Below are 25,630 nucleotides of genomic sequence, written 5' to 3' on the forward strand. Positions count from 1 at the left end.
TAAAATGCTTGAATCATTAAGAATGCTTTTTTATTTAGGGAGAAATGATTGTGATAAATACGAAATTAACTTATGAAATATATCATCTGTGAAGAGCCTGGGAAATTTTCATTAAAGGAAAAGGAAAAGCCTGAACCAAGGTCAGGAGAGGTTTTGATAGCAATAAAGAAAATTGGAGTCTGTGGCACGGATATCCATGCATTCTCTGGCAATCAGGCCTATTTTTCATACCCTAGGATTTTGGGACATGAATTGGCAGCAGAAGTTGCAAACTCCAATGGTTCTGGTAAATTCTCAAATGGTGACAAAGTAATTTTGATACCTTACTTGCACTGCGGAAAGTGTATTTCTTGCCGAACTGGAAAGACGAATTGCTGTGTTAATATGCGTGTGATGGGTGTACATGTCGATGGAGGGATGCAGGAATTTCTTTGTGTTCCAGAATGGACATTGCTCAAAACTCCCCAACTCAATTTCAATGAAATGGCATTGGTAGAGCCGCTAGCCATTGCGGCACATGCAATTAGGAGAGCAGATGTGGTTGCAGGTGAAAATGTTTTGGTAATGGGCTGCGGTCCCATTGGATTGGCAATAATGGCCATAGCCAAAAGTAAGGGGGCTTCTGTCATCGCACTGGATATCAATGAACAAAGAATTCAGTATGCAATTGATGAAATTGGTGTTTCGCATGGTGTTTTGGCAGGGGAGTCTGCTTTTGAGCAAATCGCATTATTGACAAATGGAGATAATTGCCAAGCTATATTTGATGCAACGGGTAATAAAAGAGCTTTGGAATCAGGTCCTGCTTTTATGAGTCATGGAGGAAGGTATGTATTGGTAGGTTTGTCAAAGGGGGACTTGGTATTCAACCATCCTGCAATTCACTCCAAAGAAACCACAATCATGTGCAGTAGAAACGCAACTATGGAGGATTTTGAATTTGTCATTTCCATGCTTGCTGCTAAAAAATTCCCGACCGATTCTTTCATAACCCATGAATCAGCTTTTGACATGATGATTGATGTTTTTGACAGTTGGGTTAAGCCAGATTCTCAAGTAATCAAGGCGGTTATCAATTTATAAAAGAAATTCCATATTCTGATTACTTCTAAAAGTTTCCCGAAAATGAATAAGACACTAAGAATAGATTCGCACCAGCATTTTTGGAAATATGATTCAATCAAGCATGCTTGGATTGACGATTCAATGGCTGTTTTGAAAAGAGATTTCTTACCGCAAGATTTAGAACCGATTTTGGAAAAGCATCAAATCGATGGCTGTGTGGCTGTGCAAGCTGACCAAAGTAAAGAAGAAACCGGTTTTTTGCTTGAGCTGGCTGGAAAACATGATTTTATCAAAGGGATCGTAGGTTGGGTTGATTTGCAGGCAAAAGATCTGGAAGAGCAATTGAGTTCTTATTCTGAAAATAATTGGATAAAGGGTTTTAGGCATGTGCTTCAGGATGAGCCTGACGATGAATTTATTCTCAAACCGGAATTTATAAATGGGTTGAGCAAGCTGTCCAAATTTGATTTCACCTATGATATTTTGATTTTCCCCAAGCAATTGTATTCTGCTACAAAAGCGGTAAGACTTCTTCCCAATCAAAAATTTGTATTGGATCATATTGCAAAACCATCGATAGTCAAAGGTGAGTTAGAAGAATGGAAAAGAGGAATTTCAGAACTTTCAAAAAGTGAAAATGTCTATTGTAAACTTTCAGGAATGGTCACAGAAGCCAAGTGGAAAAATTGGGAATATGATGATTTTGTGCCTTATATGGATTTTATTTTGGAATCTTTTGGGTCAAAGCGATTGATGTTTGGTTCGGATTGGCCTGTTTGTACCCTTTCTGGAGAATATGAGCAAGTGTTCCAGATAGTCAATCAATACATCAAAAACCTCACAAGTTCAGAGCAAACTGGGATTCTTGGAGAAAATGCCGTAGATTTTTACAAATTATAAACATTGAGATGGATTTAAATTTAAAGGATAAGGTTTTTATAGTTACAGGTGGTTCGGAAGGAATAGGTGGTGGGATAAGTTCTGCAATTGCCCAAGAAGGAGGGATTCCAGTAGTCGCTTCCTGGTCTGAAGAGACTACTGTTAAGTTTATTGAAGACCTGCGAGAAAACGGATTTAGAGCTGATTATCTTATTGGCGATTTACAGTTTACAGATTATTGCAAATCTGTGATAACTTATGCCATCGAAAAATTTGGCAGAATAGATGGGATTGTAAACAATGCAGGGAGCAATGATGGCGCTGGATTAGAAAAAGGACCTGAAGCATTTCGGAAATCGATGATGTTGAATTTGTATCATTATTTTGATTTGGTTCATTTTGCCTTGCCATATCTAAAGAAAAGCAAAGGTTCTATCCTCAACATCAGCTCAAAAGTTGCGCTCACCGGTCAAGGAGGTACATCAGGCTATGCTGCTTCGAAAGGAGCACATCTTGGTTTGACTAGGGAGTGGGCATTGGAGTTGCTGCCGTTTGGTATTCGCGTAAATGCAATCTTACCTGCAGAAGTTATGACACCATATTATAAAAAATGGCTAAAAGTAACTTTTGACAATCCGGATGCGAAAGAAAGAGAAATATCTGCCAAAATTCCTTTAGGTAGCCGAATGACGAAAATTGGAGAAATAGCTTCTCTTGCAGTTTTTGTCTTATCAGATAAATCTGCCCACACGACAGGACAATTCTTGTTTGCTGATGGTGGATATGTTCACTTGGATAGAGCGATTACTTGAGAAGGATTAACTCAGGAAAATACTGTATAACCGCCGAGGTATGCTTATTTAAATGATTATTTGTGATAGGAGTTTTGGAGGAAAAAGAGGAGGAGCGAGAGCAATTTACAAGAGGTGAGTGAAATGCGAAAGGGTCATTTCAAACGAATTGAGATATCTTCAATGCACTCGATATGACTTGCCTATAAAACAAATTGGTAAGTATAAAAAATGTTAACTATTTTCTGAACTTGAAGATAGAATGCAGCTCTACTTTAAAGAAAAACAATGGAAAAAAGCATCAACCAGAATATGTGACTTGACAACTCAATCTTTTAATTTTAGAATCCTCCGCGGAGGACAAGTTCTTCCAACCCAAAAATATTAACCTAACCCAGCCAAATGACCAAAAACAATAAAAATTTCCTTGCCTTTGCTTTAGTCACCAGTTTATTTTTTATGTGGGGCTTGGCCAATAACATGACGGATACATTGCTTGCAGCTTTCAAAAGGGTTTTAAGCATATCGGATTTTCAAACTTCTTTTGTGCAAAGTGCATTTTATGGGGCTTACTTCTGTTTGGCTCTTCCTGCAGCATTTTTGATCAAAAGATTTAATTACAAAACTGGTATATTGGTTGGCTTAGGTTTGTTTATTGCAGGGGCATTGCTTTTCTATCCTGCAAGCAATACGATGGTGTATGGTCATTTTCTTTTGGCACTCTTTGTTTTGGCAGGCGGGTTATCCATTTTGGAAACAGCAGCAAATCCTTATATCCTCGAATTAGGCCCACAAGAGGATGCAACGAGAAGGTTGAATTTGGCTCAATCATTCAACCCAATAGGCTCTATCTCAGGAGGGATATTGAGTAAATATTTTATTCTTTCCAAACTTGATTCAGCATCTTTTGAAGATAGAAGCGGAATGGATCTGACTTCTCTTCAGCATATTCAAGCCAAAGAGCTCCAAGCCATAATGGGACCTTATGTAGGCGTAGCTATTGTCCTGATCGTTTTGTGGGTCATTATCTACTTTACTTCTATGCCACAAGCAAAAGATGATAGCAGATTACATCTACGAGCTTCTTTCAACCGGTTAATAGTAAATAAAAATTATGTTTGGTCAGTGGTTGCACAATTCTTTTATGTAGGCGCTCAGATTGGCATTTGGTCATTTACAATCAGGTATGTTATGGTAGAATTGGCATTGGATGAAGCTGATGCATCGACTTATTACATCATAGCCTTGGTATTGTTTTTAATTTTTAGGTTTGTATTTACATACCTGATGAAGTTTTATAATCCTGCGTACCTTCTTCAAGTTTTGTCAATTGTGGCAATAGTCTTGGTTGTTTTTTCAATCGTGGGTAATGGATACTTTGGTGTGGTTTCATTGTTGCTGATTTCAGCATGTATGTCCTTGATGTTTCCTACGATTTTTGGGTTGGGGTTGAAGGATCTTGGTGATGATGCCAAAGTAGGAGGGGCTGGACTGATCATGGCGATTTTAGGAGGAGCAGTGTTGCCAGCGGTCCAAGGTCAGTTTTCAGATTATTTCGGAAGTATCAAAATTGCCTTTATTGTGCCTATGATATGTTTTACTGTTGTATTTTATTACGGATTGATTTCTAGAAATACTACTTCAGCGAACGTGACTAGATAAAGTTTATTTTTGATATTGTTAAAAACAAAAAAGCCTGTAAATCATAAGATTTACAGGCTTTTTTCGTGAATTTGAACTTCACTGTGGTCGGGGTGGCAGGATTCGAACCTACGACCTCCTCGTCCCAAACGAGGCGCGATACCGGGCTACGCTACACCCCGAAAATTGACTTTTTGATCAATCGTAGCACAAATGTAGGAAAAGATTTCATGGATGCAATAGTCATTGGTAAGTAAAGGTGAATGATTGTTTTGACCCACAGTTTAAGGTGTTAATTATCAGCTATATAAATTTAATCAAAAACACCTTGAGATTTGTCCCAAGGTGTTCTAGATTAAAATTACTTTGCTGAATTTTTGATTTCAGTAACTTCCACTCTGATTTCTTGAGCAAGTTTTTTGATTTCATTCATGCTGTTTCTAACTCTCGTTCCAGCAGCTTTATTTCCTTTTTCATAAAACTTATTGAAATCATCTTCCATTGCGGAAATCATTGATTTAAGTGTCTCAAATCTGCTCATAGCTTAATTAGTTTAAATTTTAGTTATTTTTCTATTGTTCAAGTTAAAACCAAATTTTCTTAAATCCATATTTGCGTAACAAGGATTTTAATAAAATCATAGAAATTGTTAAAATTAGGGTTATTATATTTTAAATTAACTTTTATTACAACTTTTTATACTTGTAAATTGATCTACTAGAGTATAATTTAATATGACTATCCGCTTTCTTAGAAGCACTTTGGGGTTTTGAAGATTGTATTAAAAAATAAAAACCCCAAGTTTTAAAAACTTGGGGTTTAGTTGGCCGACCAGGGCTCGAACCTGGACTCTTCTGGACCAAAACCAGACGTGTTGCCAGTTACACCATCGGCCAATTTTGCTTTCAGTTGATTGCTCTTCTTTAAGGTGTCACAAATGTAGGTGTACTTTCTATTTTATGCAAATCTTGAAAGAAAGATTTTGATCAATTTTTCTTAATTCCCTATATTTCAAAGAGAAAAATATAAAATACTATTTTTCCTCAATGTCATAATCCTTGAATTAAATACATAATGGCAATAAAATGTAAAATGGTGCCCATTAATACGAATAAATGCCATAGCGTATGAGCAAACATCATATTAGGTTTTGTGTAGAATATAGTTCCTAAGGTATAACTTAGTCCACCTGCGGCAATCAGAGATAGAGTAGGGGTGCTGAGGTTTTCGAATAGTGGCTTTATTACAAATAGTGCAAGCCATCCCATAGATAAATAGAGAATCAATGAGGCCTTTTTGAATTTATTGATGTAGAATATTTTATATACGACGCCAAATGCTGTAAGTCCCCAAATTATTCCAAAAAAAATCCAGCCTAATGTACCTTGTACTGCCAAAAGCAAAAATGGTGTATAAGTACCTGCAATCAAAAAATATATTCCAATATGATCTAAGGTCCTGAGCCATGCTTTTACCTTTACATCTTGCACGGCATGGTACAAAGTGGAAAATGTGTAAAGAAGCATAATAGAGCCTCCAAATAAGCTGCAGCTTACTATGTGTATTGCTGACCCATTCAGTACAGAGAAAGTGACTAAAAGGGCAATCGCTACGACGCTAAACAAGATGCCTATGCCGTGACTAATGCTATTAGCAAACTCTTCCTGTAATGTTTGTTTTCTTTCCATGTTATTTAATTTGGTGGTTTAGGGTATATGTGCGCAACCTTCCTATCAAGATATTCTAGAAAGCCGTTTACTAATTTACAAGTTTTTTTACGTGGATGACTTTATTGAAATAAGCTTGGTAAATTAACCCAAAATTCATTAATACCTTAATAAGTTTTTTAGCAAATCTATATGTAATCACCTCAAATACTTGTTGAATTTCTGATTTAGTTTCTGATTTTTTTGATCTACTATCACAATTATTTTGCAATATTTTGGTTCTCTAAATAGTCCCAATTTGATTTTTGTAGTATTAATATACTGTTAATAAATGTGTTGTGTTTTTGTTATTTTCAATTTAAATACGCTATTTTGTTACGGTATTTATTTTATAAACTTATTTAACTTACAAAAATGGCAGTTAAGAATCTTGAAAAAACGGTAATAAGCACCTTAGAGAAATTGGAGAAATTGAAACTTGATGAGAAGCTTCATGCTGAATTGAGTTGGTGCTGGAGAAGTTATGAATATGATAGCAATCCAGAAGGAGTTATTGAAAAAAGTAAAAAAGCATTAAAACTTTTCAAAGCAAAAAGAGAAGAGAATTCAAAAGCTGTCTCAAAGAAGCTTATCGAAGATCTAGAGAAAATCACAAAAAATTAAGGAATTAAAAAAGGCTTTCTCTTGCGGGAAAGCCTTTTTAATTATGCTTAAAGTATATTATTCAGCTACAACAACGAATTTAACGTTGCTTTTAACTTCTCTGTGAAGATCAACCTCAGCTTCAAACTCACCAGCTGTTTGAACTGGAACGTTTATAGAGATTTTCTTTCTGTCAATCTGAATACCTTGGTTTGCCAAAGCATCAGAAATTTGAAGTGTAGTTACTTTTCCGAAGATTTTTCCAGACTCACCGATTTTGGCTTTGATTTCCAAAGTAAGGCTAGAAAGTTTCGCTGCGATAGCTTCAGCTTCAGTTTTTACTTTTTCAGCTTTGTGTGCTGCTTGCTTGATGTTTTCAGCAAGAATTCTTTTGTTGGATTGTGTAGCCAAAACAGCAAATCCCTGAGGGATAAGGTAGTTTCTGCCATATCCAGGTTTTACAGCTACAAGATCATTCTTGTATCCTAAACCTTTTATATCTGTTCTTAAGATAACTTCCATTGTGATAAATTTTTAATTTGTAAATAATCGATCAGGTATGGATTATTTCAACCCATCAGCTACGAATGGCAATAAAGCCAAGTGTCTTGCTTTTTTGATAGCGTTAGCCACTTTTCTCTGGAATTTCGCAGAGTTACCGGTCAATCTTCTTGGAAGGATTTTACCTTGCTCGTTCACAAACTTCAAAAGGAAGTTAGGATCTTTGTAGTCAATATACTTAATGCCGTTCTTTCTGAATCGACAATATTTCTTTCTATTCTCTACTCTGTTGATTGGTTCGTTTCTTAGTGTCATTAGGCTTGCTCCTCCTTAGCTTCAGCTTTTTTGTTAAATTCACCTTTTCTTCTTTTTTCAGCATAAGCTAGTGAATGCTTATCAAATACTGTAGTCAAGAAGCGCAATACTTTCTCGTCTCTTCTGATTTCAAGCTCAAACTTCTTGATCAAAGTTGGCTCAGCTTTGAATTCGATCAAAACGTAGAAACCGGTGCTTTTTTTCTGAATAGCGTAAGCCATTTTCTTAAGACCCCAATTTTCAACATTTACGATTTCTGCCCCCTGTTCTTTTAACAAGTTTACAAACTTGTCTACGGTATCCTTCATCTGAACGTCAGACAAAACGGGAGTTAGTATGAATACCGTTTCATAATTTTTTTGGAACATTTTTTTTATTGTTTAATTGTATTTTATTTAAACAGACCGCAAAATTAGAGGTTTATTCGGTTTTATCCAAGATTTGTCCTAATTAATATTCAGGTTTGTTGAAATATATCCTATCGTTAGCAATGCTTTGTATCTATATATCTATAGTTTTGAAGTCTGCCACATAGTATAAATATAAAAACAAAGACCTGATGGAATTATGGCCATCAGGTCTTTTTGTTCCTTAGATCAGGAGTATATCCCAAAAAAATAGCATTACTTTTACCTTATTTTACTTCAAAACTTCCTTTACCTATTTGATAGTTGTCAGCGTAGATCCTCACTTCGTATTTTCCTGAATTATACTTACTCCCTTTTTCATAAAAATAAGTAAGCGATTGCTGTGTATTATCAAACAGTATGTCTTGCTGAACAGTGTAGAATTCCTCCCTGCCGTCTATCATGAATGTTCCAGAGCCACGAGCTATGTCAAAAATCGGTTGATTGTTTGGAGCTATTATCTGTACATAAATATCTCTTGGGCCTTTTTCAGCTACTTTATTGTCTGCTATGTTGAATGTGATCTTGAGTCTTTCTAATTGCCTGTTTCTAAAACCGTCTTCACGCTCTCTACCACGCGAATTTACTGCGGCGATCACGATGTTTTCGGCTTTTAATCTACCTGCAATGCTCACCTTTTCTTCTAACTCCTCAGCCTTCATGTTAAGCTTGACGACTTTTTCTTCAATCTTTGCTTGGGTTGATTTTAAATCCTCGTTTTCTGCAAAAAGTTGCTGATTGACTTCTCTTAGTCTTACTATCTCCTTGTCTTTTTCTTGGAGTACACCTGTAAAGGAATTTATCTTTTTATTCAAAGCTTCGATTTCTTCTGTAGTTCTTTTTTTGCTGGAATTTCTTTCAGAAATAAGTTGTTCTCTTATCTCTTCCAATGAACTAATGTCGCCTCCAAGTTTCTCTATTTCCTGAATTCGTAAATCTAACTGGAATGTGATGGAATCAAGCCTATTGTTAATTTCATTGTTTTCTTCAGACAATAATAGGATTTCCTCGGATTTCTTACTGCGATCTACTGAATCTGAATAGAGCTTGATGCCACTTATGATTACGAGGATAATCAAAACTATTATGAGAATGTTTTTCCCTTTCTCTGAGTTACTAGGTTTTTCCTTTTCAAAATTGGTATTCATGATTTATATCCTTGTATTTTTACCAAATTAAATAAATAATTATGAATCTTTCACTAGACGAGCAATACTGGACCTCAAGATATCTACAAAATCAGATCGGTTGGGATGTCGGCCAAGCTACTTTCCCCATTAAGCAATATTTAGACCAAATTGTAAATAAGGATCTTAAGGTTTTGATCCCTGGAGCAGGGAATGCCCATGAAGCCACTTATGCATTCGAATCAGGTTTCAAAAACTTACATATTTTGGATTTATCCAAATATCCTTTAGATAAGTTTATGGAGAAACATCCTAATTTTCCTGCTTCCAATGTCCATCAAGAAGATTTTTTTCTACACAATGGAAAATATGACTTGATTATCGAGCAAACATTTTTCTGCGCTCTTTTGCCGAATTTAAGAAATGAATATGTGATTAAAATGCATCAACTGCTTGAAAAAGAAGGTGTTTTGATGGGTGTGCTTTTTAGTAAATCCTTTGAGCAGGATGGGCCACCATTTGGAGGCGATATAGATTTGTATAAATCTATATTTGAAAACCACTTTGAGATAAAAACTTTGGAGCCTTGCTATAACTCAATACCTCCGCGCAAAGGTGCCGAGGTTTTTATTCTTCTAAAGAAAAAAGAGATTTAAAATTTTAAGACATAGCTTTCTTTTGGCATAGTCTTATCGAAAAAAATAATGCCACACTCGTAAAAGTCAAGATTGAGTCTTACTCGGGGATGTTTTTTTATTTCTTGCCAAATGGTTTCCATTTCTTTGGACCAATGAATGTCTGCAATTGCCAATATGCTACTCTCAGATAAATATGGAAGAATGGATTCAAAATAGCTTTTAGTTCCCAAATAGGTATGGGTTGCATCAATTAACGCGAAATCAACCTTCTTTGTATCCTTCAATAACTCGGTTAATGTTGTATCAAGGTTTCCCAAAATATAGTTTGCATTCGGCTCAACCTGATGTTCCTGAGCTTTGAAGAACAAAGATGCTGAACCTTCAAAAGTATAAAGCTTGCCTTTTGGACATGCTCTAGAAAGGTATCGGGAATTGATCCCTACGCAAGTACCAAGTTCCAATACCACTTCGGATGGGGTAAGCTGGCAAAAATATTGGTAAAGTTTGCTGTATTTTCTAGATGAAGTACTGTATTTTGTAATTGATGCGGTCTTTCTCAGGTTGCTTTGGAGTTTTTTGGATCCTGCTCCAAAATCCTCAATTTCCAATTTGCTGTCATCTCGCAGAAGGGAGTTTCTGATTCCCTCCAAATCCAAATCTGAGAGTTTGTTCTTGGTTAAATAGGAGAGAAGACCTGTGTAAATTTTGAATACTGAAGGTGATTGAACGGCATACTTGTCCTCCTGAACCAGCCAATATTTCAAATATGAAAGGAGTGGATGAATTTTATTTCTCAAATCAATTGTTGAAAATTTGGGAAATCATCTGAAACTCTGGAATAGTTACTTCAAAGATTTTTCCATCTTGGATTTTTTCCATCGTATAAGTACCTCGCATTTTGCCCAAACCGGATTTCAAGTTACATCCAGAAATGTATTGGTGGGACGCTCCTGGCTCAAGTACAGGCTGCTGTCCTACCACTCCATCACCTTCCACTATCTTCAACTCATCACCTGCATCGAAAATTTCCCATTTTCTTCGTAACAATTGTATGGTATGAGGACTGTTGTTTTCTATATTTACCTTATAAGTAAATACAAAATGCTGCTGATGGGGACTAGAAAACTCTGGTTGATAAGTAACTTCAACGCTTACTTTGACACCTTCTGTAATAGCACTGACCATAATAGGATTGGTTTGAATCTACTGTTAGCAAATCTATATCATTCTACCCAAAACACAACAATAAATCAGAGATATAATGAACGTAAAAATTGAAGAAAGTTGGAAATCAGTTTTAAAAAAGGAATTTGAAAAACCTTATTTCGAGGAACTTATCAATTTTGTAAAGAATGAATATGCCAATCATGAGATTTTCCCGAAGGGTGGTGAGATCTTCAATGCTTTTGCACATTGCCCATTTGACAAGGTCAAGGTGGTGATCTTGGGTCAAGATCCTTATCATGGCCCTGGACAAGCCCATGGATTGTCTTTTTCTGTCAGGGAGGGTGTCCCTTTTCCTCCAAGTTTGCTGAATATTTTTAAAGAAATCAACAAAGATTTGGATCAGTCTATGCCTTCTAATGGTAATCTTACCCGCTGGGCGGATCAAGGTGTCCTTCTGCTCAATGCGACGCTGACAGTCAGGGCACATGAAGCCGGTTCACATCAAAAGAAAGGTTGGGAGGATTTCACAGATGCGGTAATCAAGGAGATAGCTGCACAAAAATCCAATGTAGTTTTTATGCTTTGGGGAGCTTATGCCCAAAAGAAAGCTTCATTTATCGATGAAACAAACCACCTCAAACTCCATGCTCCACATCCCAGTCCACTTTCAGCTCACAGGGGATTTTTAGGTTGTGGACATTTTTCCAAAACCAATGAATATCTAAAGGAAAATGGTTTGGAGGAGATAAAGTGGTAACAAAAAAGAGAGCCTAGGCTCTCTTTTTGGGTTTTTTATGTTACGTTCCGAAATAGCTTGGTCTATATATAATCAAAGCTTTGCTACATTCTTAAAATTATAGTTAGATAAAGTTAAAGACCTTCGAGGTTTTATAAAACCTCAAAGGTCTCACGTCTTTGTTTCACATCTCAAATCTCACGTCTAATAGATTTTACTTCCCTAATCATTTTAGACTAGTCATATCGACAATATTGGAGATATCTCACTTTGTTCGATATGACTAATTACTTTTTAGTCACTTCTTGAGTCTCCTGTCTCACATCTCAAATCTTACGTCTTAAATTCACATCTCATTCGCCACTGCGGACAAGTCATCTCAGACACCCTTAATCAATCCCATTAAAGAATCTGTTCCAGCGGATTTTGCTGAACATTGATTTGTGTTTGTCAAGTGAAAGCCATAGAAACCAGGCTTTTCCCACTACGTGGTCTTCCGGAACGAAGCCCCAGTATCTGGAATCCAGAGAATCATGTCTGTTGTCACCCATCATGAAGTAATAGTTCTGCTTGAATGTGTAGCTGCTTACTTCTTGACCATCGATGATCAATTTGTTGTCTCTCACTTCCATGTTTTTGAGGCCTTCATATTTTTCTATCGTAAAGGCGTATTTGGCCATGGTTTCTTCATTGATTTGGATGGTAGTGCCCTCTCCAGGTATTTCTAGAGGTCCCCAATTATCTTTGTTCCATCCAAAATATGCACCGTCAGGGAATACGTTGGACTCACCCATGTCCTCACGGTCTAACCTTTTGGTAACATTGGTAATTGCGGGTGATTTCTCAAGGTTTTTTGCTATTTCTTCTGTAGTCCAGACCAAATATCCGACGCCATTGGAGAAAGCAATATATCCGTCTCTGTTTATTCCATATTCTTCAAAAAACTCCATGGATAGATTTCTGTCTGTCAATACATCATAAGAGAATTGCATTTTCTCTGGATTGTCACCCAATTCACCATTGATATACACCTGACCTCTTTTGATTTCCAAGACATCTCCAGGAACAGCAACAGCCCTTTTAATATAGTTGGTTTTCAGATCGACTGGGTATTCGTATTCTGCTGGGTAATTGAATACCACGACATCATTTCTCTTAATAGAAGTAAAGCCAGGCAGCCTGTAGTATGGAAGCTGAATCAAATCTGAATATGATTTCAATTCTGTACCCCAGATTTTCTGATGTGTAAGAGGTACCTGAAGGGGTGTTTTAGGGATTCTGGTTCCATAGTGCATTTTACTCACAAAAAGGAAGTCACCCACGAGAAGTGATTTTTCCATTGATCCTGTTGGGATGGTGAAGGGCTCAAGAAGCAACCAACGGATCAAACTTGCAGCGATTACTGCAAATACCAAGGCGTCAACCCATTCTCTGGTTGCCGATTTTTTCTTTTTTTCTTTAGTCATGTTGTTCAAAAATTTTAGAAAGATAGGAAATCATCCATAGATAGCACACCTTTTTTATCTTTAATCCATTCGGCTACCAAAACTGATCCAAGTGCAAATCCTTTTCTGCTATGGGCAGTATGTGTAATCTCAATATCGTCGATTTCAGATTGATAGCGTACAATATGAGTTCCTGGAGCGGGATCTATTCGCTTGGCAATGATTGGCAAAGACTGTCCATTATTGACCAGTTCATCGGACAGTTTCCAGTTTTCTATTCTGGAAATTTGATCGATAATGCCTTCAGCCAAAGTGATGGCAGTCCCACTAGGAGCATCTTTTTTTTCTGTGTGGTGAATTTCCTCCAAGCTGACATTGTAATCTGTCTGCTCACCCATGAGCTTCGCAAGATACTTATTTACTTTGAAGAAAATATTGACACCTATGCTGTAGTTGGAAGCGTAGAAGAATGCTCCATTATTTGAAATTGTGAATTTATCTAATTCTGGTTTCTGGTTTAGCCAGCCTGTAGTTCCTGATACAACTGGAATGCCATTGGAGATCGCCCATTTGATATTTTCTACGGCGGATTCTGGCTGGGAAAATTCAATCGCTACATCTACTGTTTTTGGATCCAAATTATCCAATTCACTTTTGTTGTCAATGTTGATTTTTGCAGCTATGGAATGTCCTCGGGATTCAGCTATTTCGCTGATGATTTTACCCATTTTTCCATAGCCTAAGATTAATATGTTCATAGTTTAGAATTTTAACTTTAATGATACGCCAACTAAACCTCCGCCAGCATAAAGGGATTCATATGAAGGTTCACAAATTAAACTAATATCATCGCTGATATCGAAACCCGACAGGTGGGCATCTACCTGTGCATCTACAATATTTAGAATATAAATCAGACCAAATACCACGAAATTCAAATCCCTATTTCTTCTCCAGAAATCAACGTTTCTTGCCAACGCATCTCTATTCATGTTTGGGAAATTTAGATTTGGAGCACCATCATCGAATTTACCAAGTTCTTCCCTAAATAGTTGGTATCTTCTGTTGTTAAAATCTATAAAATAGAGATTGGTGGCAAAGCCTCCGTAGATGATAGGTAGTTTCCAAACCTTTTCATTGTAAACTTGTCCTGCACCGGGCAAGATTGCAGAAAGGAGGGTTGCTACTTTTGGGTCTTTGGGAAGTTTTTCATTGATTTCTATTGTGACTGTTTCCCCGTTGCTCTGAGCAAAAGAAGGTGTTAGGTAAATTGCCAGTAAAACAAAAACAGCAATGGTTTTTCTAAAAACCATTGCCAAGCATTTTTTTGACATTAGAAGAAGGATATTAGGTAGATTCACTGCTTATATTATCTCCAAAATTTCCAATATTCGATTCAAGTCTGATGCAGAACCAAATGGTATTTTTATTTCCCCTTTGTTTTTGTCATTTGCTTTTAACTGAACTTTCGATCCGAAATGATTTGCGAGTCTCTGTTGGATTTTTCCTATTTCATACTTTCTGACAGGATCCAAAGATGGTGCTTTCTTTTTGGAATCTTCATCAGCATCATTCAGCGCTTTGACAAGTGCTTCCACTTTTCTGACACTTAGTTCTTCTACTACAATTTTCCTGTAGATTGCCAATTGCTTGTCTATATCTTCTACATTGATCAAAGCTCTTGCGTGACCCATGCTGATAATCTGATCTCTTATACCTGCCTGAATATCCGGTGGAAGTTTCAGTAATCTGAGGTAATTGTTGACTGTAGTTCTATTTTTTCCAACTCTGTCACCTAGCTCTTCTTGTTTTAGATCACATTCAGCAAGCAGTCTTTGGTAAGATTGTGCGATCTCAAGTGCATTTAGGTTTTCTCTTTGTATGTTTTCGATCAATGCCATTTCCAGCATTTGCTGATCGTTTGCAGTTCTGATGTAGGCAGGGATTCTTTCCAAGCCCGCTAGTTTAGAAGCTTGAAATCTTCTTTCACCTGATATTAACTGATATTCATTATCAGCAAGTTTTCTGACAGTAATTGGCTGAATGATTCCCTGAACAATGATTGATTCCGACAACTCCTGAAGTGCATCTTTGTCAAAATGTGTTCGTGGCTGATAAGGATTGACTTGTATTTCTGTCAATGGAATTTCATTGATACTAGCAGCGACAGGAGTGGGTATCAGTTCTTCTTTTTGTGTTTTTTGTGGTGAATCTTGGAGTAAAGCACCCAGTCCTCTTCCCAATGCATTCTTCTTTTGTGTAGGTTTTTTATCTGCCATATCGCTATTGTCAATTTACTTTCTCTTTTCCGTTTTTGGCTGCTATCTCATGTGCCAAGTTCAGGTAAGCTACTGCCCCTTTGCCATCTGCATCAAATGCAATTACTGGTAAACCAAAGCTTGGAGATTCACTTAGACGGACATTTCTTGGTATTATTGTGTTGAAAACCAAATCTTTGAAATGCATTCTTACTTCATCTACGACTTGGTTTGACAGTCGTAACCTCACATCATACATAGTGAGAAGAATTCCTTCAATTTCCAGATCAGGATTTAATCTAGTCTGAATGATCTTGATAGTGTTGAGTAATTTTCCCAAACCTTCCAATGCGAAATACTCGCATTGAACAGGGATAATTATGGAATTAGCAGCTGTCAGGGCATTGATAGTGATCAAACCCAATGATGGGGAACAGTCAATGACTATGAAGTCGTAATTTTCTTTGACTTTGGAAATTACGGTTTTCATTTTTTCTTCCCTATTTTCCAAATTGATCATTTCGACTTCAGCACCAACCAAGTCAATATGTGAAGGAACTAAGTCTAAAAATTCCATATCAGTTTTATGGATGATGGTCTCTATATCTATACCATCCACCATACATTCATATATGCTATTATCCACTTCTTTTGGATCTTGACCAAGCCCTGAGGTAGTATTTGCCTGAGGATCTGCATCAATGACAAGCGTTTTATATTCCAATACCGCAAGACTTGCGGCAAGATTCATAGCGGTAGTTGTTTTACCTACTCCGCCTTTTTGGTTTGCAATTGCAATTACTTTTCCCATTCTCTAGATTCAAAGGGTAATAGATTCTCCAATATTAAGCAAAATCAATTCTTTTTTAGCTTGAAGTGCTGCTTTTTTTGCAGCTTCCAAATCGACTTCAATGTAAGGAAAGGTGTCATAATGCATCCCTATGATCTTGTCAGTACCGACAAAGTCTGCTGCTCGGATAGCATCTTCTATTCCCATAGTAAAATTATCACCTATCGGCATGATAGCAAAATCAATCTTAAATTCTGCTGCAATCAATTTCATGTCATAGGTCAATGCAGTGTCTCCGGCAAAATAAAAACAACCTTCCGCATGCTCTACTATAAAGCCACCTGCCAAACCTCCGCCACTTCCATCAGGAAGTGTACTGCTATGAACGGCATTGACGTATTTGAGTTTTCCAAAATCAAACATCTTTGAACCGCCTTGATTCATAGGATGGTATTTTTCAATTCCCTTTTTGGAAAACCATGTGGCAATCTCGAAGTTCGATATCAAGGTTGCGTCAGAGTTTTTAGTAATTTCCTCTGCATCAGCAACATGGTCTTCATGACCGTGACTGATCAATACATAGTCAGCCCTGATATCTGATACATTCACACCGGCAGCTTTTGAATTGGGACGGATAAATGGGTCAAATAAAAGGTTTTTATCATCAATTTTTACCAAAAAGGAAGAATGTCCATAGTAAGTTAGTTCAATCATCTTGTTTGATTTATTTATTTCGGATATCTACAAATATATCATTTATATTCTTACTCAAAATTATTTGTTTTCCACATCTTACTGTGGATAGAGACAATGTTTTGATAATTAAGAAGGTAAATGTATATCTGTACTTTCTTAAACCCAAAAAAAAGGGAGCCTTATAAAGAGACTCCCTTGAAACATGGATGCTTTTTCAACTTTCGTTTAATTACTTCTTCTTTTTGTTTGACTCTGCTGCCTTCATGGCATCTTCTAGTTTCTGTTGAAACTTAGATTTCTTTTTGTTGGCATTTTTCACTTTGCTAGCGTCAACTTTTTCTCTGATTTTCTTGTCATCTACAAACAACTTTATCAATGCCTGCTGACCGAATGTCACCATGTTGGATACAAAATAGTAGAAACTCAACGCAGCAGGGTAGGAGTTCAAAATGAACATAAAACCTATTGGCATGATATAACCCAAGTTTTTCATTGGACCTTGTGCAGCAGTCAATTGATTGTTGAAATGTGTGTATGCAATCTGAGATACAGTCATCAACAAGGTGAACAAACTCACGTGGGATCCATAAAATGGAATCGTAAAAGGTAACTTGATAAAGGAATCGTAAGTGGACAAATCATGTGCCCACAAGAATGACTCCTGTCTCATCTCTATCGAGTTAGGGAAAAAGAAGAACATTGCAAACAAGAAAGGCATTTGTAATAACATCGGAAGACATCCTGAAATTGGGCTTACTCCCAATTGACCAAAAAGCTTCATTTGCTCTTGCTGCTGCTTGGTAGGATCATCTTTGTATTTTTCTTTCAATTCATCAATCTCAGGTTTGATTACCCTCATCTTGGCCATTCCTACATAAGACTTGTATGTCAGCGGGAACAAGGCTAGTTTGATAATAAATACGATGATGATAATGATGATACCATAATTGTTGAAGAATTTTTCCAGAAAATGGAACAAATTCACAATGATGTATTTATTAACCCAGCTTACAAAGAAGTACCCCATGTCCACGTTGTTTTCAAAACCTGGAGTGATTCTCTTTAATACTTTGTAATTGTTAGGTCCAAAATAATAACTCAGCTCTGCTTTTCCATTTTCCAAAGGAAGGGCAAGGGTTGCCTTCATGTTTTTTACTGAGAGGGTATCTTGTGGAGTGACTTGCTCAAGACTTCCGGAATTAAATTGATTTCCGGCAATAATTCCCGATGTAAAAAACCTCTGACTGTAAGAAACCCATTTCAAAGGCTCAGACACTTGTTCTGAAGTCTCATCTTTGGATTGGCTTAGGTAATCATACTTTTCAGAAGATTTGAAGAAATTTATGTTTGTTTTTCTCCTTGATTCTTCAATGTCTTCTTCCTGACGAAGCAATTTTGCATCCCAAATAATATTGATGTTGGTATCCACCAATTGGGAAGTCAATCCTTCAAGTTCCAATTTTTTTGTCAATACATAGGATTCATTTGGAAGGCTATAGCTTCTGGTGATCTTACCGCTGCTAGTCTGTGCTGTAAATTCTATTGTAGATACAGACTCTCCATCCACTTGCGAAGTACTGGTATTTGCGGTGAAGTAGAATTCATTCAGACTCAAGCTTCCTTTTGTTGTATTGATTTGATAAGAGAGATCTGAACTCTCATTATCCATCAAAATCAAAGGTCTTTGATCCCAAGTTTTGTATTCTTTTAACTCGACTTGCTTGATTTCAGCACCTTTTGTAGAAAAGGTAACGATCATTTTATCGTTTTCTAAAGTCACTTCTGACTCGTTGCCTTTTACCAATGAGGCGAACACGCCATATTGAATTTGGGCTCTTAGATCTTGAAGACTGTCGACTTCTTCCACTTCTTGTGAGATATTTTCAGTGGGATTTCTCTGAACTGAGGAGATTACTTCACCTGTAGGTTCTTGAAGTTGGGGCTCAGGAGGACTGGTGAAGAAAATCGAATACACCAGAATTACTGCTGCGAAAAGGATCAGTCCTGTCGCTTGGTTTCTATCCATAATTTTAAATTAAACTGTCTATTCAAAAGCAAAGGTAACACAAAGGATAAATTGGAAAGACAATTCCAAAACATTCCTTTGGGTTACCATGCAATTTTCGACAAATATAGGAGGATTTATTTTGTCTTTTTATTTTCTATGGTTGCTTTAATAAATCTTACGAATAATGGGTGAGGGGTAAGGACAGTACTTTTGTACTCAGGATGGAACTGTGCGCCCACAAACCATGGGTGATTTTTTATCTCCATGATTTCTACTAGCTCTGTATCAGGGTTGATCCCAGAGGCAAACATTCCACTTTCTTCAAAGGACTTAAGGTATGCGTTGTTGAACTCATATCTGTGTCTATGCCTCTCGTTGATTTTTGCTTTTCCGTAAGCTTGATATGCTTTACTTCCTTTTTTCAATTCGCAAGGGTAGGATCCCAATCTCATGGTACCTCCCAATAGTTCTATGTTCTTTTGATCTTCCATCAAGCCAATCACAGGATCAGGTGAGTCAGGATCCATTTCCGTGCTATTAGCTTTTTCCAGTCCTAAGACATTTCTTGCAAACTCGATTACAGCTACTTGCATTCCCAAACAAATCCCAAAGAATGGAATGTCATTTTCCCGCACAAACCTTACAGCCTCGATTTTTCCTTCCAATCCTCTTTCTCCAAATCCTGGAGCAACTACTACACCATCCAATCCTTCAAGTTTTTTAGGAATCGAATCAGCATGTAGTTCCTCTGATGAAATCAATGTGAGATTTACCTTACATTCCGATGCAGCTCCAGCATGGATAAATGCTTCTATGATGGATTTGTATGCATCTGGAAGAGAAACATATTTTCCTACCAAACCAATATTGACTTCTTGCGTTGGGTTTTTCAACCTTCCCAAGAAATCCTTCCATTGCTCAAGGTCTGTGTTGGTTTTGGAAGTGAGCTTTAACTTGCTCATAACCCTTTCATCCAACTTCTCTTTTTTCATCAACAAAGGCACATCATAAATCGTAGAGGCATCCATTGCTTCTATGACACAATTAAGCTGAACGTTGCAGAATAGCGCCAGTTTTTTCTTTACTTCCTGAGGAAGGTGGTATTCTGTTCTACATACTAAAATATCAGGTTGAATCCCAGCTTCCAGCAATTGCTTCACAGAATGTTGGGTAGGTTTGGTTTTAAGTTCTTTTGCAGCTGCCAAGAATGGGATCAGTGTCAAATGAATAACCAAAAAATTATTTTGGCCAAGATCCCATTTAGCTTGTCTTACTGCTTCTATGAATGGCAATGATTCAATATCACCGACACAACCGCCGATTTCGGTGATTACGACATCAAACTGTCCATCTTCACCTAGTTTGAAAAAATTCCTTTTGATTTCGTCTGTGATGTGAGGGATTACTTGAACAGTTTTTCCAAGAAACTCACCTTTACGTTCTTTGGTGATTACATTATTGTAAATTCTTCCCGTAGTGACATTATTCGCTTGAGAAGTGGGTGTGTCTAGGAATCTTTCATAGTGTCCCAAATCCAAATCCGTCTCAGCTCCATCTTCAGTGACATAGCATTCACCATGTTCGTAAGGGTTGAGAGTTCCTGGATCAATGTTGAGGTATGGATCGAATTTTTGAATAGTCACAGAGAAGCCCCTAGCTTGTAATAATTTAGCCAAAGAAGCTGCAATGATGCCTTTTCCTAATGAAGAGGTGACGCCTCCGGTAATAAAGATGTATTTGGTGGATGAACCCATAAGAATAGTGCGGATATATTTATTGTGATTCCTATGGGATACAAAGGTAAGCAAATAATTGGATAGGCTGATATTTTGGGGGAATTTGGGGAAGAAAAAAAAATGTGAATGAATAACGCGGTTAGAATCAAGAGGTATGGGACAAAGCCGATTGTTCAAATTTATCAAGTCTATACTTGAGTAGTGGCATAGGAATGGGTGTTTTAGAGAAATAAGAATTTTAAATTTGAAATCTATTGTTTAAATTCCATAAGAAATTGAATATCAGAAACTAAAATCTAATTTCTATGAAGACTAATTCAAAACTGTTCAATATAAGTTTGATTTATGGCAGTGTGTTACTTGTATTTTTTTTATACTTAATTTTGGAAGGTCCAGATGAGATGAATAGTTATAAACATGGTTTAATAGCTATAATTTCTTCGATTTTAGTTGGTGTTTTTGGAGCCTTGTTTTCAGGGTCTATAAATCTTGGCATTGAAAGCCCTTTTTTGAATAGCAAGCTGGGAAAATTCACAATAAAAGCCACTGGTGGAATCGCGCTTTTCGTATTGACAATGATATGGTGGAAGAGCGAACATGCACCCATCCAAGAATCCAAAATAATGGAGGCCATAGAAGGGGATGGTGAGAAAACAAGAGATGCTCTGTATGAAAATACTGATAGTCTGAAAAACGCAATTTTTATGGATGGAGATAGGACTAGGGATGTTGTTGTCAGTTCATCTTTAGCTGAACTTGAAGTACTTTTTCCTTTCGCTGTAAGAGTAGAGCGTAATTCAGATAATACGATTATGCATTTGAATGGCGAAAATGAAGTTCAAGTTACAAGCTATGATAATAACTTTGAGATGATGAAGCTACGTTACGGAGATACATTCAAATATTATATTTTTTCTAACAGTGGAAATATTATTCCGCCTGATTCGAAATTATACTTACAATTATCTAATGGGCTGAAACTAGATTTGCCCATTGCTTCCGACTTACAAAGTGTACTTATTCCAGGAAGTAATCCTAATCCAATTACAGCCAAGATTATAAATCCAAATGAATTGAGTGATGTTAGTATGAAGATCATTGTTTATTCAGCCGATAAAGATATGGGTAGAGAAAAATTTCGGCAAGCATTATTGAATACTTCCCTTTCAGAAAAAGTAAGAGAGATTTACAAACAAATATCTAGAAATGGCGTCCTTTTAAGAAGATCTCCAGAAATTGCCACTGATAATATTTTAAGGTCTCTTAATCAAGGGGCAATTTTTAAAATATTGGAGGAGAAAGAGAATTTTATAAAAATAAGACTTCCTGAGGGAAGGGACGGTTGGATAGACGAGCGGTACGTTGAAGATATTGATTGATTGAAAAATCACAAGCAAAATAGAAAAGTTATTTTTTTTGAAAACAAAAGAAGACTTAATTAGGATCGAATTTTTCTACTATCCACTATAATTCCCGATAAACTCCCGTATTTTTGACAAAATTTGAGAAAAGTGGAAAATACAGCAGTTGCGAAGCATATAAAAGCGAATGGTCGCGTAAAGATCAAAGAAGGTAATTCTAAAACCATTGAATTGATCATTCCCCATCTGTGGAATGAAGAAAAAGACTCCCCTGATGGTACGTTTTTATTTTTTGATCTATTTCAAATTAGGTCTGTTACAGAGCAGTTTTCTGAAGTGTCTTTGGATATAGTAGAGTATGCAACAAAGGCGACGATCTATCATAGCCCTGTCAATAGAGTTTTGCAAAAGGGTCCAATTGTAGAAGGGAAAGTCAAATTTTCATTGATCAGAAACGATTATTGGAATAAAGTACTTTTTGCTTTTGGTCAGCCTGTGATCTATCAAGAGAGGGAAGTCACAGCAAGTGCAGACTTCGAGACAAATGAAAGATTTCCATTGTTTGGTCCGGATGTGAAAGAAATGTTTCTAAGTCCAGATGGTGATGTGAAGATAATAAAAGGATGAATTTTAGAGAAAAACTAGAAGCTTTACCCATATTCAAACAAGTAGGGAAGATAGCCGATGAAATGGGCTTGGAGACCTATGTGGTAGGAGGGTATGTCCGAGATTTGATATTAGGAAGACCCTGCAAAGACCTAGACTTTGTATGTGTTGGATCTGGGATTGCACTCGCTACCAAAGTTTCTGAAAGCTTCGGTAAACATGTTCCATTGTCTGTATTCAAGAATTTTGGCACAGCTATGATCAAATTGGATGACTACGAACTTGAGTTTGTAGGTGCTAGAAAAGAATCCTACAGATTGGATTCCAGAAAGCCAATAGTGGAAGATGGAACGCTACAGGAGGACCAAGAACGAAGAGACTTCACGATCAATGCGATGGCTATTTGCCTTAATGAATCTAGATTTGGGGAGTTGATAGATCCATTCGATGGGTTAAAAGATATCAAAAGGAAAATCATCAAAACCCCTACAGACCCCAATGTTACTTTTTCGGATGATCCTTTGAGAATGATGCGTGCTATTCGATTTGCTACGCAACTTAATTTTGATATTGATGCAGATACTTTTGACGGACTGATGCAAAATGCTGAAAGGCTTAGTATTATTTCGGGTGAAAGGATTATCGAAGAACTGAATAAAATCATCTTGTCAAAGACACCTTCTTATGGATTCAAACTGCTTTTTGCCAGTAAATTGCTGCATCAGTTTTTTCCTGAAATGGTCGAATTACAGGGAGTTGACTCAGTGGGGGATAAATCGCATAAGGATAATTTTTACCATACACTTCAAGTGTTGGACAATATTACTGTATTTACAGACGATCTTTGGTTACGCTGGGCAGCGATCATGCATGACATAGCCAAGCCAGCTACCAAGCGATTCAATCAGAAAGTAGGATGGACATTTCATGGACATGAAGATAAAGGTGCGCGAATGACTCCTGCGATATTCCGACGGCTAAAGTTACCAATGGATGAGCGAATGAAATATGTTCAAAAATTGGTGAGACTTCATTTGCGTCCTATTGCTTTGGTAAGTGATAAAGTGACTGATTCTGCTATCAGAAGATTGTTGTTTGATGCAGGTGATGACGTAGATGATTTGATGAAGCTTTGCAGGGCTGATGTGACTTCCAAGAATAACAATAAAGTCCAAAAGTATTTGGCTAATTTTGACAAGGTAGAACAGAAGATTTTGGAGGTAGAGGAGAAGGATCATGTAAGAAATTTTCAACCACCTGTTTCAGGAGAAGAAATTATGTCTATTTTTGGCATCGAACCATCAAGAATCATTGGCGAATTGAAAGAAGAAATCAAAGAGGCAATTCTTGAAGGACAAATTCAAAACAATAAAGAAGAGGCTTTACAGTTATTATACCGTTTAGCAGAAAAAAGAGGACTGAAAAGCAAATAGAATCAAAATTATGAACAGATTTAAATTACTCCTTGTCATTCTAACTTTGGCGGCTTCGCCAGCTTTCGCACAAGAAACTGATACCACTGCACCGGTCACAGAGACAGTTAGACAAAAGAATGAGACAGATCAGAGGGTCTATCAGTTGGCATTGAGGTACAACGATTTTGCAGTAGCAAGAATGAAACTGATGGAATTGTTAGAAAGAAATCCAACAAATTCTAGATATGGTGAATTGCTAGCTTCTTTGTATTATGATAGCAATCAGTTCAGCGGTGCAGCTTTGGCAGCTTTGGATGTTTTGCAAGTAAATGACAGAAGTGTTGAAGCATTGGAAATTGCAGCATACTCTTTAGAACAAATTGGGGCAATGGAAAGGGCGCTGACGCAGTTTGAAAGATTACATCTTTTGACTGATGATGTTTTTGCGCTATACAAATCGGCTTATTTGCAGTATTCATTGAAGAAGCATGAAGAGGCAATGAATTCAATCAACATGATTGTGAAAAATTCAAAATCAGCTGAGCAAAAATTGGGTTTCCCAATCGATAACAATCAAACACAAGAAATTAGCATGAAAGCAGCTGCCTTGAATTTGAAGGCATTGGTTTTTGTAGAGCAGGGAAGTAAAGAAGATGCGAGAAAGGCATTTGAAGAAGCATTGGCTCTTGAACCAAATTTTGCATTAGCTAAAGAAGGTTTAAAAGGGCTTTAATTATCAACTTCTAATATCAAATTTTCAAATCCTCAGTTCTTTTTTGAGCTGAGGATTTTTTTGCACTTAAAGTTTACCTGACTTATTTAGAAATCAGAATATTCTGAAGGTCCTCAGGTTTAGATTTCTTTAAACCTTAATTTTTGAAGATAATCATGCGGATAATCGTTACCAGATACTATTGCATCAATTGATTTAAGTTATATCAATTTGGTTGACTATTGGTAAGAAAGCGGATATACAAAATCTTTAAGTTAAAAAAATCAACATCTTTGCCTGCTCCAAATGTCTTTTTTCATGTGCAACAATTATTTCCAGAGCTTTGTCGAGGGAATAAACTACAAATTTATTGGCGGGAGAATGGATGATTATTCCTTTTCCCAAAAAAGGCTCCATTTCACGGATTTTCTGAATGAGTAATTTTTGATGGTCATAAAATTTCTCCAGAATAGCCTCATCTTGATCTGAATATAACTTGGGTTCCCAAAGTGGGAAGGTTTTTACTTTTTTCTTTCCTCCGTCAGAAACAGATTTATAGATCATGTTGCCAAACATCTTTGTAAAAAATCCAATTTTGGAAATAAAGGCTCTTTGAAGTGTACCTTTTTTTACTTTTTCAAAGATTGGAAAATAACTACTGTTCAAAATTATCAAATGCTCTAAGTTTTCTGCAATACTCCAAGTACCTGCATTCGGTTTTTTAAACAGAAGATCGTCTTCAAGTGTTGAAAATGAATTTTTTACACCTTTTGTGATTTCTTCCAATTCCGAAATGAATTTTTTGGACTGTGACATTTTTGACTAAGTTGGAGTTTGTAAACAAAGTTACATTTTCAATTGTAATTATCTGTTTTTTTTGAACCACATACGGAGATAGTAGCACATAGTTTTTTTCTTTTGGACTTGTGTTTTTTCTCTGTGACCTATGTGTCTATGTGGTTTTATAATTTGAACCACATAGGGACATAGTTACACATAGTTTTTATTCGATAGAAGTAATTTTGTT

At 36.7% G+C, this 25,630-nt stretch carries 28 protein-coding genes and 2 tRNA genes; 11 read left to right on the top strand and 19 right to left on the bottom strand.

Translation table 11 applies throughout. The features are described from left to right. Positions 1-72: 72 nt before the first annotated feature. The 4 genes from MM213_RS02475 to fucP all read left to right on the top strand — a co-directional run bounded on the left by MM213_RS02475 (position 73) and on the right by fucP (position 4,397). Positions 73-1,083 (top strand): zinc-binding alcohol dehydrogenase family protein, encoded by a 1,011-nt coding sequence (locus MM213_RS02475; protein WP_241409901.1) that lies wholly within the window; start codon positions 73-75, stop codon positions 1,081-1,083. A gap of 42 nt (positions 1,084-1,125) precedes the next feature. After that, positions 1,126-1,965 carry an amidohydrolase family protein gene (locus tag MM213_RS02480; RefSeq protein WP_241409904.1) on the top strand — a complete coding sequence of 280 codons (840 nt, stop codon included), beginning with the start codon at positions 1,126-1,128 and terminating at the stop codon, positions 1,963-1,965. 8 nt (positions 1,966-1,973) lie between these two features. Next, positions 1,974-2,756, top strand: coding sequence for an L-fucose dehydrogenase (locus tag MM213_RS02485; protein WP_241409912.1), 783 nt, complete (start codon positions 1,974-1,976; stop codon positions 2,754-2,756). A gap of 381 nt (positions 2,757-3,137) precedes the next feature. After that, positions 3,138-4,397 (top strand): L-fucose:H+ symporter permease, encoded by a 1,260-nt coding sequence (fucP, locus tag MM213_RS02490; RefSeq protein WP_241409914.1) that lies wholly within the window; start codon positions 3,138-3,140, stop codon positions 4,395-4,397. An 84-nt stretch (positions 4,398-4,481) separates the two neighbouring features. Here the strand turns inward: fucP and MM213_RS02495 are convergent. The 4 genes from MM213_RS02495 to trhA form a co-directional block, all read right to left on the bottom strand. Beyond that, positions 4,482-4,558, bottom strand: a tRNA-Pro gene (locus tag MM213_RS02495). A gap of 179 nt (positions 4,559-4,737) precedes the next feature. Next, positions 4,738-4,917: a BF3379 family histone-like protein gene (locus MM213_RS02500; protein WP_241409916.1), complete on the bottom strand. Its 180-nt coding sequence runs from the start codon at positions 4,915-4,917 to the stop codon at positions 4,738-4,740. Positions 4,918-5,199: 282 nt separating this feature from the next. After that, positions 5,200-5,272: transfer RNA gene (locus MM213_RS02505), tRNA-Gln, on the bottom strand. Between the two features lie 153 nt (positions 5,273-5,425). After that, positions 5,426-6,064: a PAQR family membrane homeostasis protein TrhA gene (gene trhA / locus MM213_RS02510; RefSeq protein ID WP_241409923.1), complete on the bottom strand. Its 639-nt coding sequence runs from the start codon at positions 6,062-6,064 to the stop codon at positions 5,426-5,428. 393 nt (positions 6,065-6,457) lie between these two features. Between trhA and MM213_RS02515 the strand changes: the two genes are divergently transcribed. Beyond that, complete coding sequence (locus tag MM213_RS02515; protein ID WP_241409925.1) at positions 6,458-6,706, top strand: hypothetical protein; 249 nt, start codon at positions 6,458-6,460, stop codon at positions 6,704-6,706. A 57-nt stretch (positions 6,707-6,763) separates the two neighbouring features. Here the strand turns inward: MM213_RS02515 and rplI are convergent, their stop codons facing one another. The 4 genes from rplI to MM213_RS02535 form a co-directional block, all read right to left on the bottom strand. After that, on the bottom strand, positions 6,764-7,207 hold the full coding sequence (gene rplI / locus MM213_RS02520; protein WP_241409930.1) for a 50S ribosomal protein L9: 444 nt from the start codon (positions 7,205-7,207) through the stop codon (positions 6,764-6,766). Positions 7,208-7,249: 42 nt separating this feature from the next. Next, on the bottom strand, positions 7,250-7,501 hold the full coding sequence (gene rpsR / locus MM213_RS02525; RefSeq protein WP_241273116.1) for a 30S ribosomal protein S18: 252 nt from the start codon (positions 7,499-7,501) through the stop codon (positions 7,250-7,252). Beyond that, entirely contained in the window at positions 7,501-7,869 is a 369-nt protein-coding gene (rpsF, locus tag MM213_RS02530; protein WP_241273115.1) for a 30S ribosomal protein S6, read from the bottom strand. The genes rpsR and rpsF overlap by 1 nt, the downstream gene beginning before the upstream one ends. Before the next feature lie 266 nt (positions 7,870-8,135). Continuing rightward, positions 8,136-9,056 (bottom strand): DUF8428 domain-containing protein, encoded by a 921-nt coding sequence (locus tag MM213_RS02535; RefSeq protein ID WP_241409931.1) that lies wholly within the window; start codon positions 9,054-9,056, stop codon positions 8,136-8,138. Positions 9,057-9,097: 41 nt separating this feature from the next. Here MM213_RS02535 and MM213_RS02540 point away from each other — a divergent pair, with 41 nt between their 5' ends. Further along, positions 9,098-9,691, top strand: coding sequence for a class I SAM-dependent methyltransferase (locus tag MM213_RS02540; RefSeq protein WP_241409932.1), 594 nt, complete (start codon positions 9,098-9,100; stop codon positions 9,689-9,691). Here the strand turns inward: MM213_RS02540 and MM213_RS02545 are convergent. After that, positions 9,688-10,470, bottom strand: a complete 783-nt coding sequence (locus tag MM213_RS02545) for an O-methyltransferase (protein ID WP_241409933.1) — start codon at positions 10,468-10,470, stop codon at positions 9,688-9,690. The genes MM213_RS02540 and MM213_RS02545 overlap by 4 nt on opposite strands. A 1-nt stretch (position 10,471) precedes the next feature. After that, positions 10,472-10,858, bottom strand: a complete 387-nt coding sequence (gene apaG, locus MM213_RS02550; RefSeq protein WP_241409934.1) for a Co2+/Mg2+ efflux facilitator ApaG/CorD — start codon at positions 10,856-10,858, stop codon at positions 10,472-10,474. 76 nt (positions 10,859-10,934) lie between these two features. Between apaG and ung the strand changes: the two genes are divergently transcribed. Further along, positions 10,935-11,597, top strand: a complete 663-nt coding sequence (ung, locus tag MM213_RS02555) for a uracil-DNA glycosylase (RefSeq protein WP_241409935.1) — start codon at positions 10,935-10,937, stop codon at positions 11,595-11,597. Positions 11,598-11,965: 368 nt separating this feature from the next. Here ung and lepB read toward each other — a convergent pair whose 3' ends face one another. The 8 genes from lepB to pyrG all read right to left on the bottom strand — a co-directional run bounded on the left by lepB (position 11,966) and on the right by pyrG (position 20,527). After that, a complete protein-coding gene (lepB, locus tag MM213_RS02560; protein WP_241409936.1) occupies positions 11,966-13,042 on the bottom strand; it encodes a signal peptidase I in 1,077 nt (358 codons plus the stop codon). A 14-nt stretch (positions 13,043-13,056) separates the two neighbouring features. Further along, positions 13,057-13,779 (bottom strand): 4-hydroxy-tetrahydrodipicolinate reductase, encoded by a 723-nt coding sequence (dapB, locus tag MM213_RS02565; protein WP_241409937.1) that lies wholly within the window; start codon positions 13,777-13,779, stop codon positions 13,057-13,059. 3 nt (positions 13,780-13,782) lie between these two features. Then, a complete protein-coding gene (locus MM213_RS02570) occupies positions 13,783-14,355 on the bottom strand; it encodes a DUF5683 domain-containing protein (protein WP_241409938.1) in 573 nt (190 codons plus the stop codon). A 30-nt stretch (positions 14,356-14,385) separates the two neighbouring features. After that, positions 14,386-15,300, bottom strand: a complete 915-nt coding sequence (locus MM213_RS02575) for a ParB/RepB/Spo0J family partition protein (RefSeq protein ID WP_241409939.1) — start codon at positions 15,298-15,300, stop codon at positions 14,386-14,388. A 10-nt stretch (positions 15,301-15,310) separates the two neighbouring features. Continuing rightward, positions 15,311-16,090 (bottom strand): ParA family protein, encoded by a 780-nt coding sequence (locus MM213_RS02580; protein ID WP_241409940.1) that lies wholly within the window; start codon positions 16,088-16,090, stop codon positions 15,311-15,313. A gap of 9 nt (positions 16,091-16,099) precedes the next feature. Beyond that, on the bottom strand, positions 16,100-16,783 hold the full coding sequence (locus MM213_RS02585) for a metal-dependent hydrolase (RefSeq protein WP_241409941.1): 684 nt from the start codon (positions 16,781-16,783) through the stop codon (positions 16,100-16,102). A 211-nt stretch (positions 16,784-16,994) separates the two neighbouring features. Further along, positions 16,995-18,791, bottom strand: a complete 1,797-nt coding sequence (yidC, locus tag MM213_RS02590; protein WP_241409942.1) for a membrane protein insertase YidC — start codon at positions 18,789-18,791, stop codon at positions 16,995-16,997. Between the two features lie 116 nt (positions 18,792-18,907). Then, a complete protein-coding gene (pyrG, locus tag MM213_RS02595; RefSeq protein ID WP_241409943.1) occupies positions 18,908-20,527 on the bottom strand; it encodes a CTP synthase in 1,620 nt (539 codons plus the stop codon). A gap of 287 nt (positions 20,528-20,814) precedes the next feature. Here pyrG and MM213_RS02600 point away from each other — a divergent pair, with 287 nt between their 5' ends. From MM213_RS02600 to MM213_RS02615, 4 genes are all read left to right on the top strand, one after another. Further along, positions 20,815-21,888 (top strand): SH3 domain-containing protein, encoded by a 1,074-nt coding sequence (locus MM213_RS02600; protein ID WP_241409944.1) that lies wholly within the window; start codon positions 20,815-20,817, stop codon positions 21,886-21,888. Positions 21,889-22,020: 132 nt separating this feature from the next. Then, entirely contained in the window at positions 22,021-22,497 is a 477-nt protein-coding gene (locus tag MM213_RS02605; RefSeq protein ID WP_241409945.1) for a hypothetical protein, read from the top strand. Continuing rightward, positions 22,494-23,909 carry a CCA tRNA nucleotidyltransferase gene (locus tag MM213_RS02610; protein ID WP_241409946.1) on the top strand — a complete coding sequence of 472 codons (1,416 nt, stop codon included), beginning with the start codon at positions 22,494-22,496 and terminating at the stop codon, positions 23,907-23,909. The genes MM213_RS02605 and MM213_RS02610 overlap by 4 nt, the downstream gene beginning before the upstream one ends. Positions 23,910-23,919: 10 nt before the next feature. Continuing rightward, positions 23,920-24,624, top strand: a complete 705-nt coding sequence (locus MM213_RS02615) for a tetratricopeptide repeat protein (RefSeq protein WP_241409947.1) — start codon at positions 23,920-23,922, stop codon at positions 24,622-24,624. A 249-nt stretch (positions 24,625-24,873) separates the two neighbouring features. Here the strand turns inward: MM213_RS02615 and MM213_RS02620 are convergent, their stop codons facing one another. Beyond that, on the bottom strand, positions 24,874-25,419 hold the full coding sequence (locus MM213_RS02620) for a DinB family protein (RefSeq protein WP_241409948.1): 546 nt from the start codon (positions 25,417-25,419) through the stop codon (positions 24,874-24,876). Positions 25,420-25,630: the final 211 nt, after the last annotated feature.

Origin of the sequence: Belliella alkalica (genome assembly GCF_022549785.1) — a bacterium.
Lineage (GTDB): Bacteria > Bacteroidota > Bacteroidia > Cytophagales > Cyclobacteriaceae > Belliella > Belliella alkalica.

What these genes read in the sequence shown, in the direction of transcription:
- MM213_RS02475 (WP_241409901.1), top strand. Translation starts at nt 73, where the DNA reads ATGAAATATATCATCTGTGAAGAGCCTGGGAAATTTTCATTAAAGGAA.
- MM213_RS02480 (WP_241409904.1), top strand. Translation starts at nt 1,126, where the DNA reads ATGAATAAGACACTAAGAATAGATTCGCACCAGCATTTTTGGAAATAT.
- MM213_RS02485 (WP_241409912.1), top strand. Translation starts at nt 1,974, where the DNA reads ATGGATTTAAATTTAAAGGATAAGGTTTTTATAGTTACAGGTGGTTCG.
- fucP (WP_241409914.1), top strand. Translation starts at nt 3,138, where the DNA reads ATGACCAAAAACAATAAAAATTTCCTTGCCTTTGCTTTAGTCACCAGT.
- MM213_RS02500 (WP_241409916.1), bottom strand. Translation starts at nt 4,917, where the DNA reads ATGAGCAGATTTGAGACACTTAAATCAATGATTTCCGCAATGGAAGAT.
- trhA (WP_241409923.1), bottom strand. Translation starts at nt 6,064, where the DNA reads ATGGAAAGAAAACAAACATTACAGGAAGAGTTTGCTAATAGCATTAGT.
- MM213_RS02515 (WP_241409925.1), top strand. Translation starts at nt 6,458, where the DNA reads ATGGCAGTTAAGAATCTTGAAAAAACGGTAATAAGCACCTTAGAGAAA.
- rplI (WP_241409930.1), bottom strand. Translation starts at nt 7,207, where the DNA reads ATGGAAGTTATCTTAAGAACAGATATAAAAGGTTTAGGATACAAGAAT.
- rpsR (WP_241273116.1), bottom strand. Translation starts at nt 7,501, where the DNA reads ATGACACTAAGAAACGAACCAATCAACAGAGTAGAGAATAGAAAGAAA.
- rpsF (WP_241273115.1), bottom strand. Translation starts at nt 7,869, where the DNA reads ATGTTCCAAAAAAATTATGAAACGGTATTCATACTAACTCCCGTTTTG.
- MM213_RS02535 (WP_241409931.1), bottom strand. Translation starts at nt 9,056, where the DNA reads ATGAATACCAATTTTGAAAAGGAAAAACCTAGTAACTCAGAGAAAGGG.
- MM213_RS02540 (WP_241409932.1), top strand. Translation starts at nt 9,098, where the DNA reads ATGAATCTTTCACTAGACGAGCAATACTGGACCTCAAGATATCTACAA.
- apaG (WP_241409934.1), bottom strand. Translation starts at nt 10,858, where the DNA reads ATGGTCAGTGCTATTACAGAAGGTGTCAAAGTAAGCGTTGAAGTTACT.
- ung (WP_241409935.1), top strand. Translation starts at nt 10,935, where the DNA reads ATGAACGTAAAAATTGAAGAAAGTTGGAAATCAGTTTTAAAAAAGGAA.
- lepB (WP_241409936.1), bottom strand. Translation starts at nt 13,042, where the DNA reads ATGACTAAAGAAAAAAAGAAAAAATCGGCAACCAGAGAATGGGTTGAC.
- dapB (WP_241409937.1), bottom strand. Translation starts at nt 13,779, where the DNA reads ATGAACATATTAATCTTAGGCTATGGAAAAATGGGTAAAATCATCAGC.
- MM213_RS02570 (WP_241409938.1), bottom strand. Translation starts at nt 14,355, where the DNA reads ATGTCAAAAAAATGCTTGGCAATGGTTTTTAGAAAAACCATTGCTGTT.
- MM213_RS02575 (WP_241409939.1), bottom strand. Translation starts at nt 15,300, where the DNA reads ATGGCAGATAAAAAACCTACACAAAAGAAGAATGCATTGGGAAGAGGA.
- MM213_RS02580 (WP_241409940.1), bottom strand. Translation starts at nt 16,090, where the DNA reads ATGGGAAAAGTAATTGCAATTGCAAACCAAAAAGGCGGAGTAGGTAAA.
- MM213_RS02585 (WP_241409941.1), bottom strand. Translation starts at nt 16,783, where the DNA reads ATGATTGAACTAACTTACTATGGACATTCTTCCTTTTTGGTAAAAATT.
- yidC (WP_241409942.1), bottom strand. Translation starts at nt 18,791, where the DNA reads ATGGATAGAAACCAAGCGACAGGACTGATCCTTTTCGCAGCAGTAATT.
- pyrG (WP_241409943.1), bottom strand. Translation starts at nt 20,527, where the DNA reads ATGGGTTCATCCACCAAATACATCTTTATTACCGGAGGCGTCACCTCT.
- MM213_RS02600 (WP_241409944.1), top strand. Translation starts at nt 20,815, where the DNA reads ATGAAGACTAATTCAAAACTGTTCAATATAAGTTTGATTTATGGCAGT.
- MM213_RS02610 (WP_241409946.1), top strand. Translation starts at nt 22,494, where the DNA reads ATGAATTTTAGAGAAAAACTAGAAGCTTTACCCATATTCAAACAAGTA.
- MM213_RS02615 (WP_241409947.1), top strand. Translation starts at nt 23,920, where the DNA reads ATGAACAGATTTAAATTACTCCTTGTCATTCTAACTTTGGCGGCTTCG.
- MM213_RS02620 (WP_241409948.1), bottom strand. Translation starts at nt 25,419, where the DNA reads ATGTCACAGTCCAAAAAATTCATTTCGGAATTGGAAGAAATCACAAAA.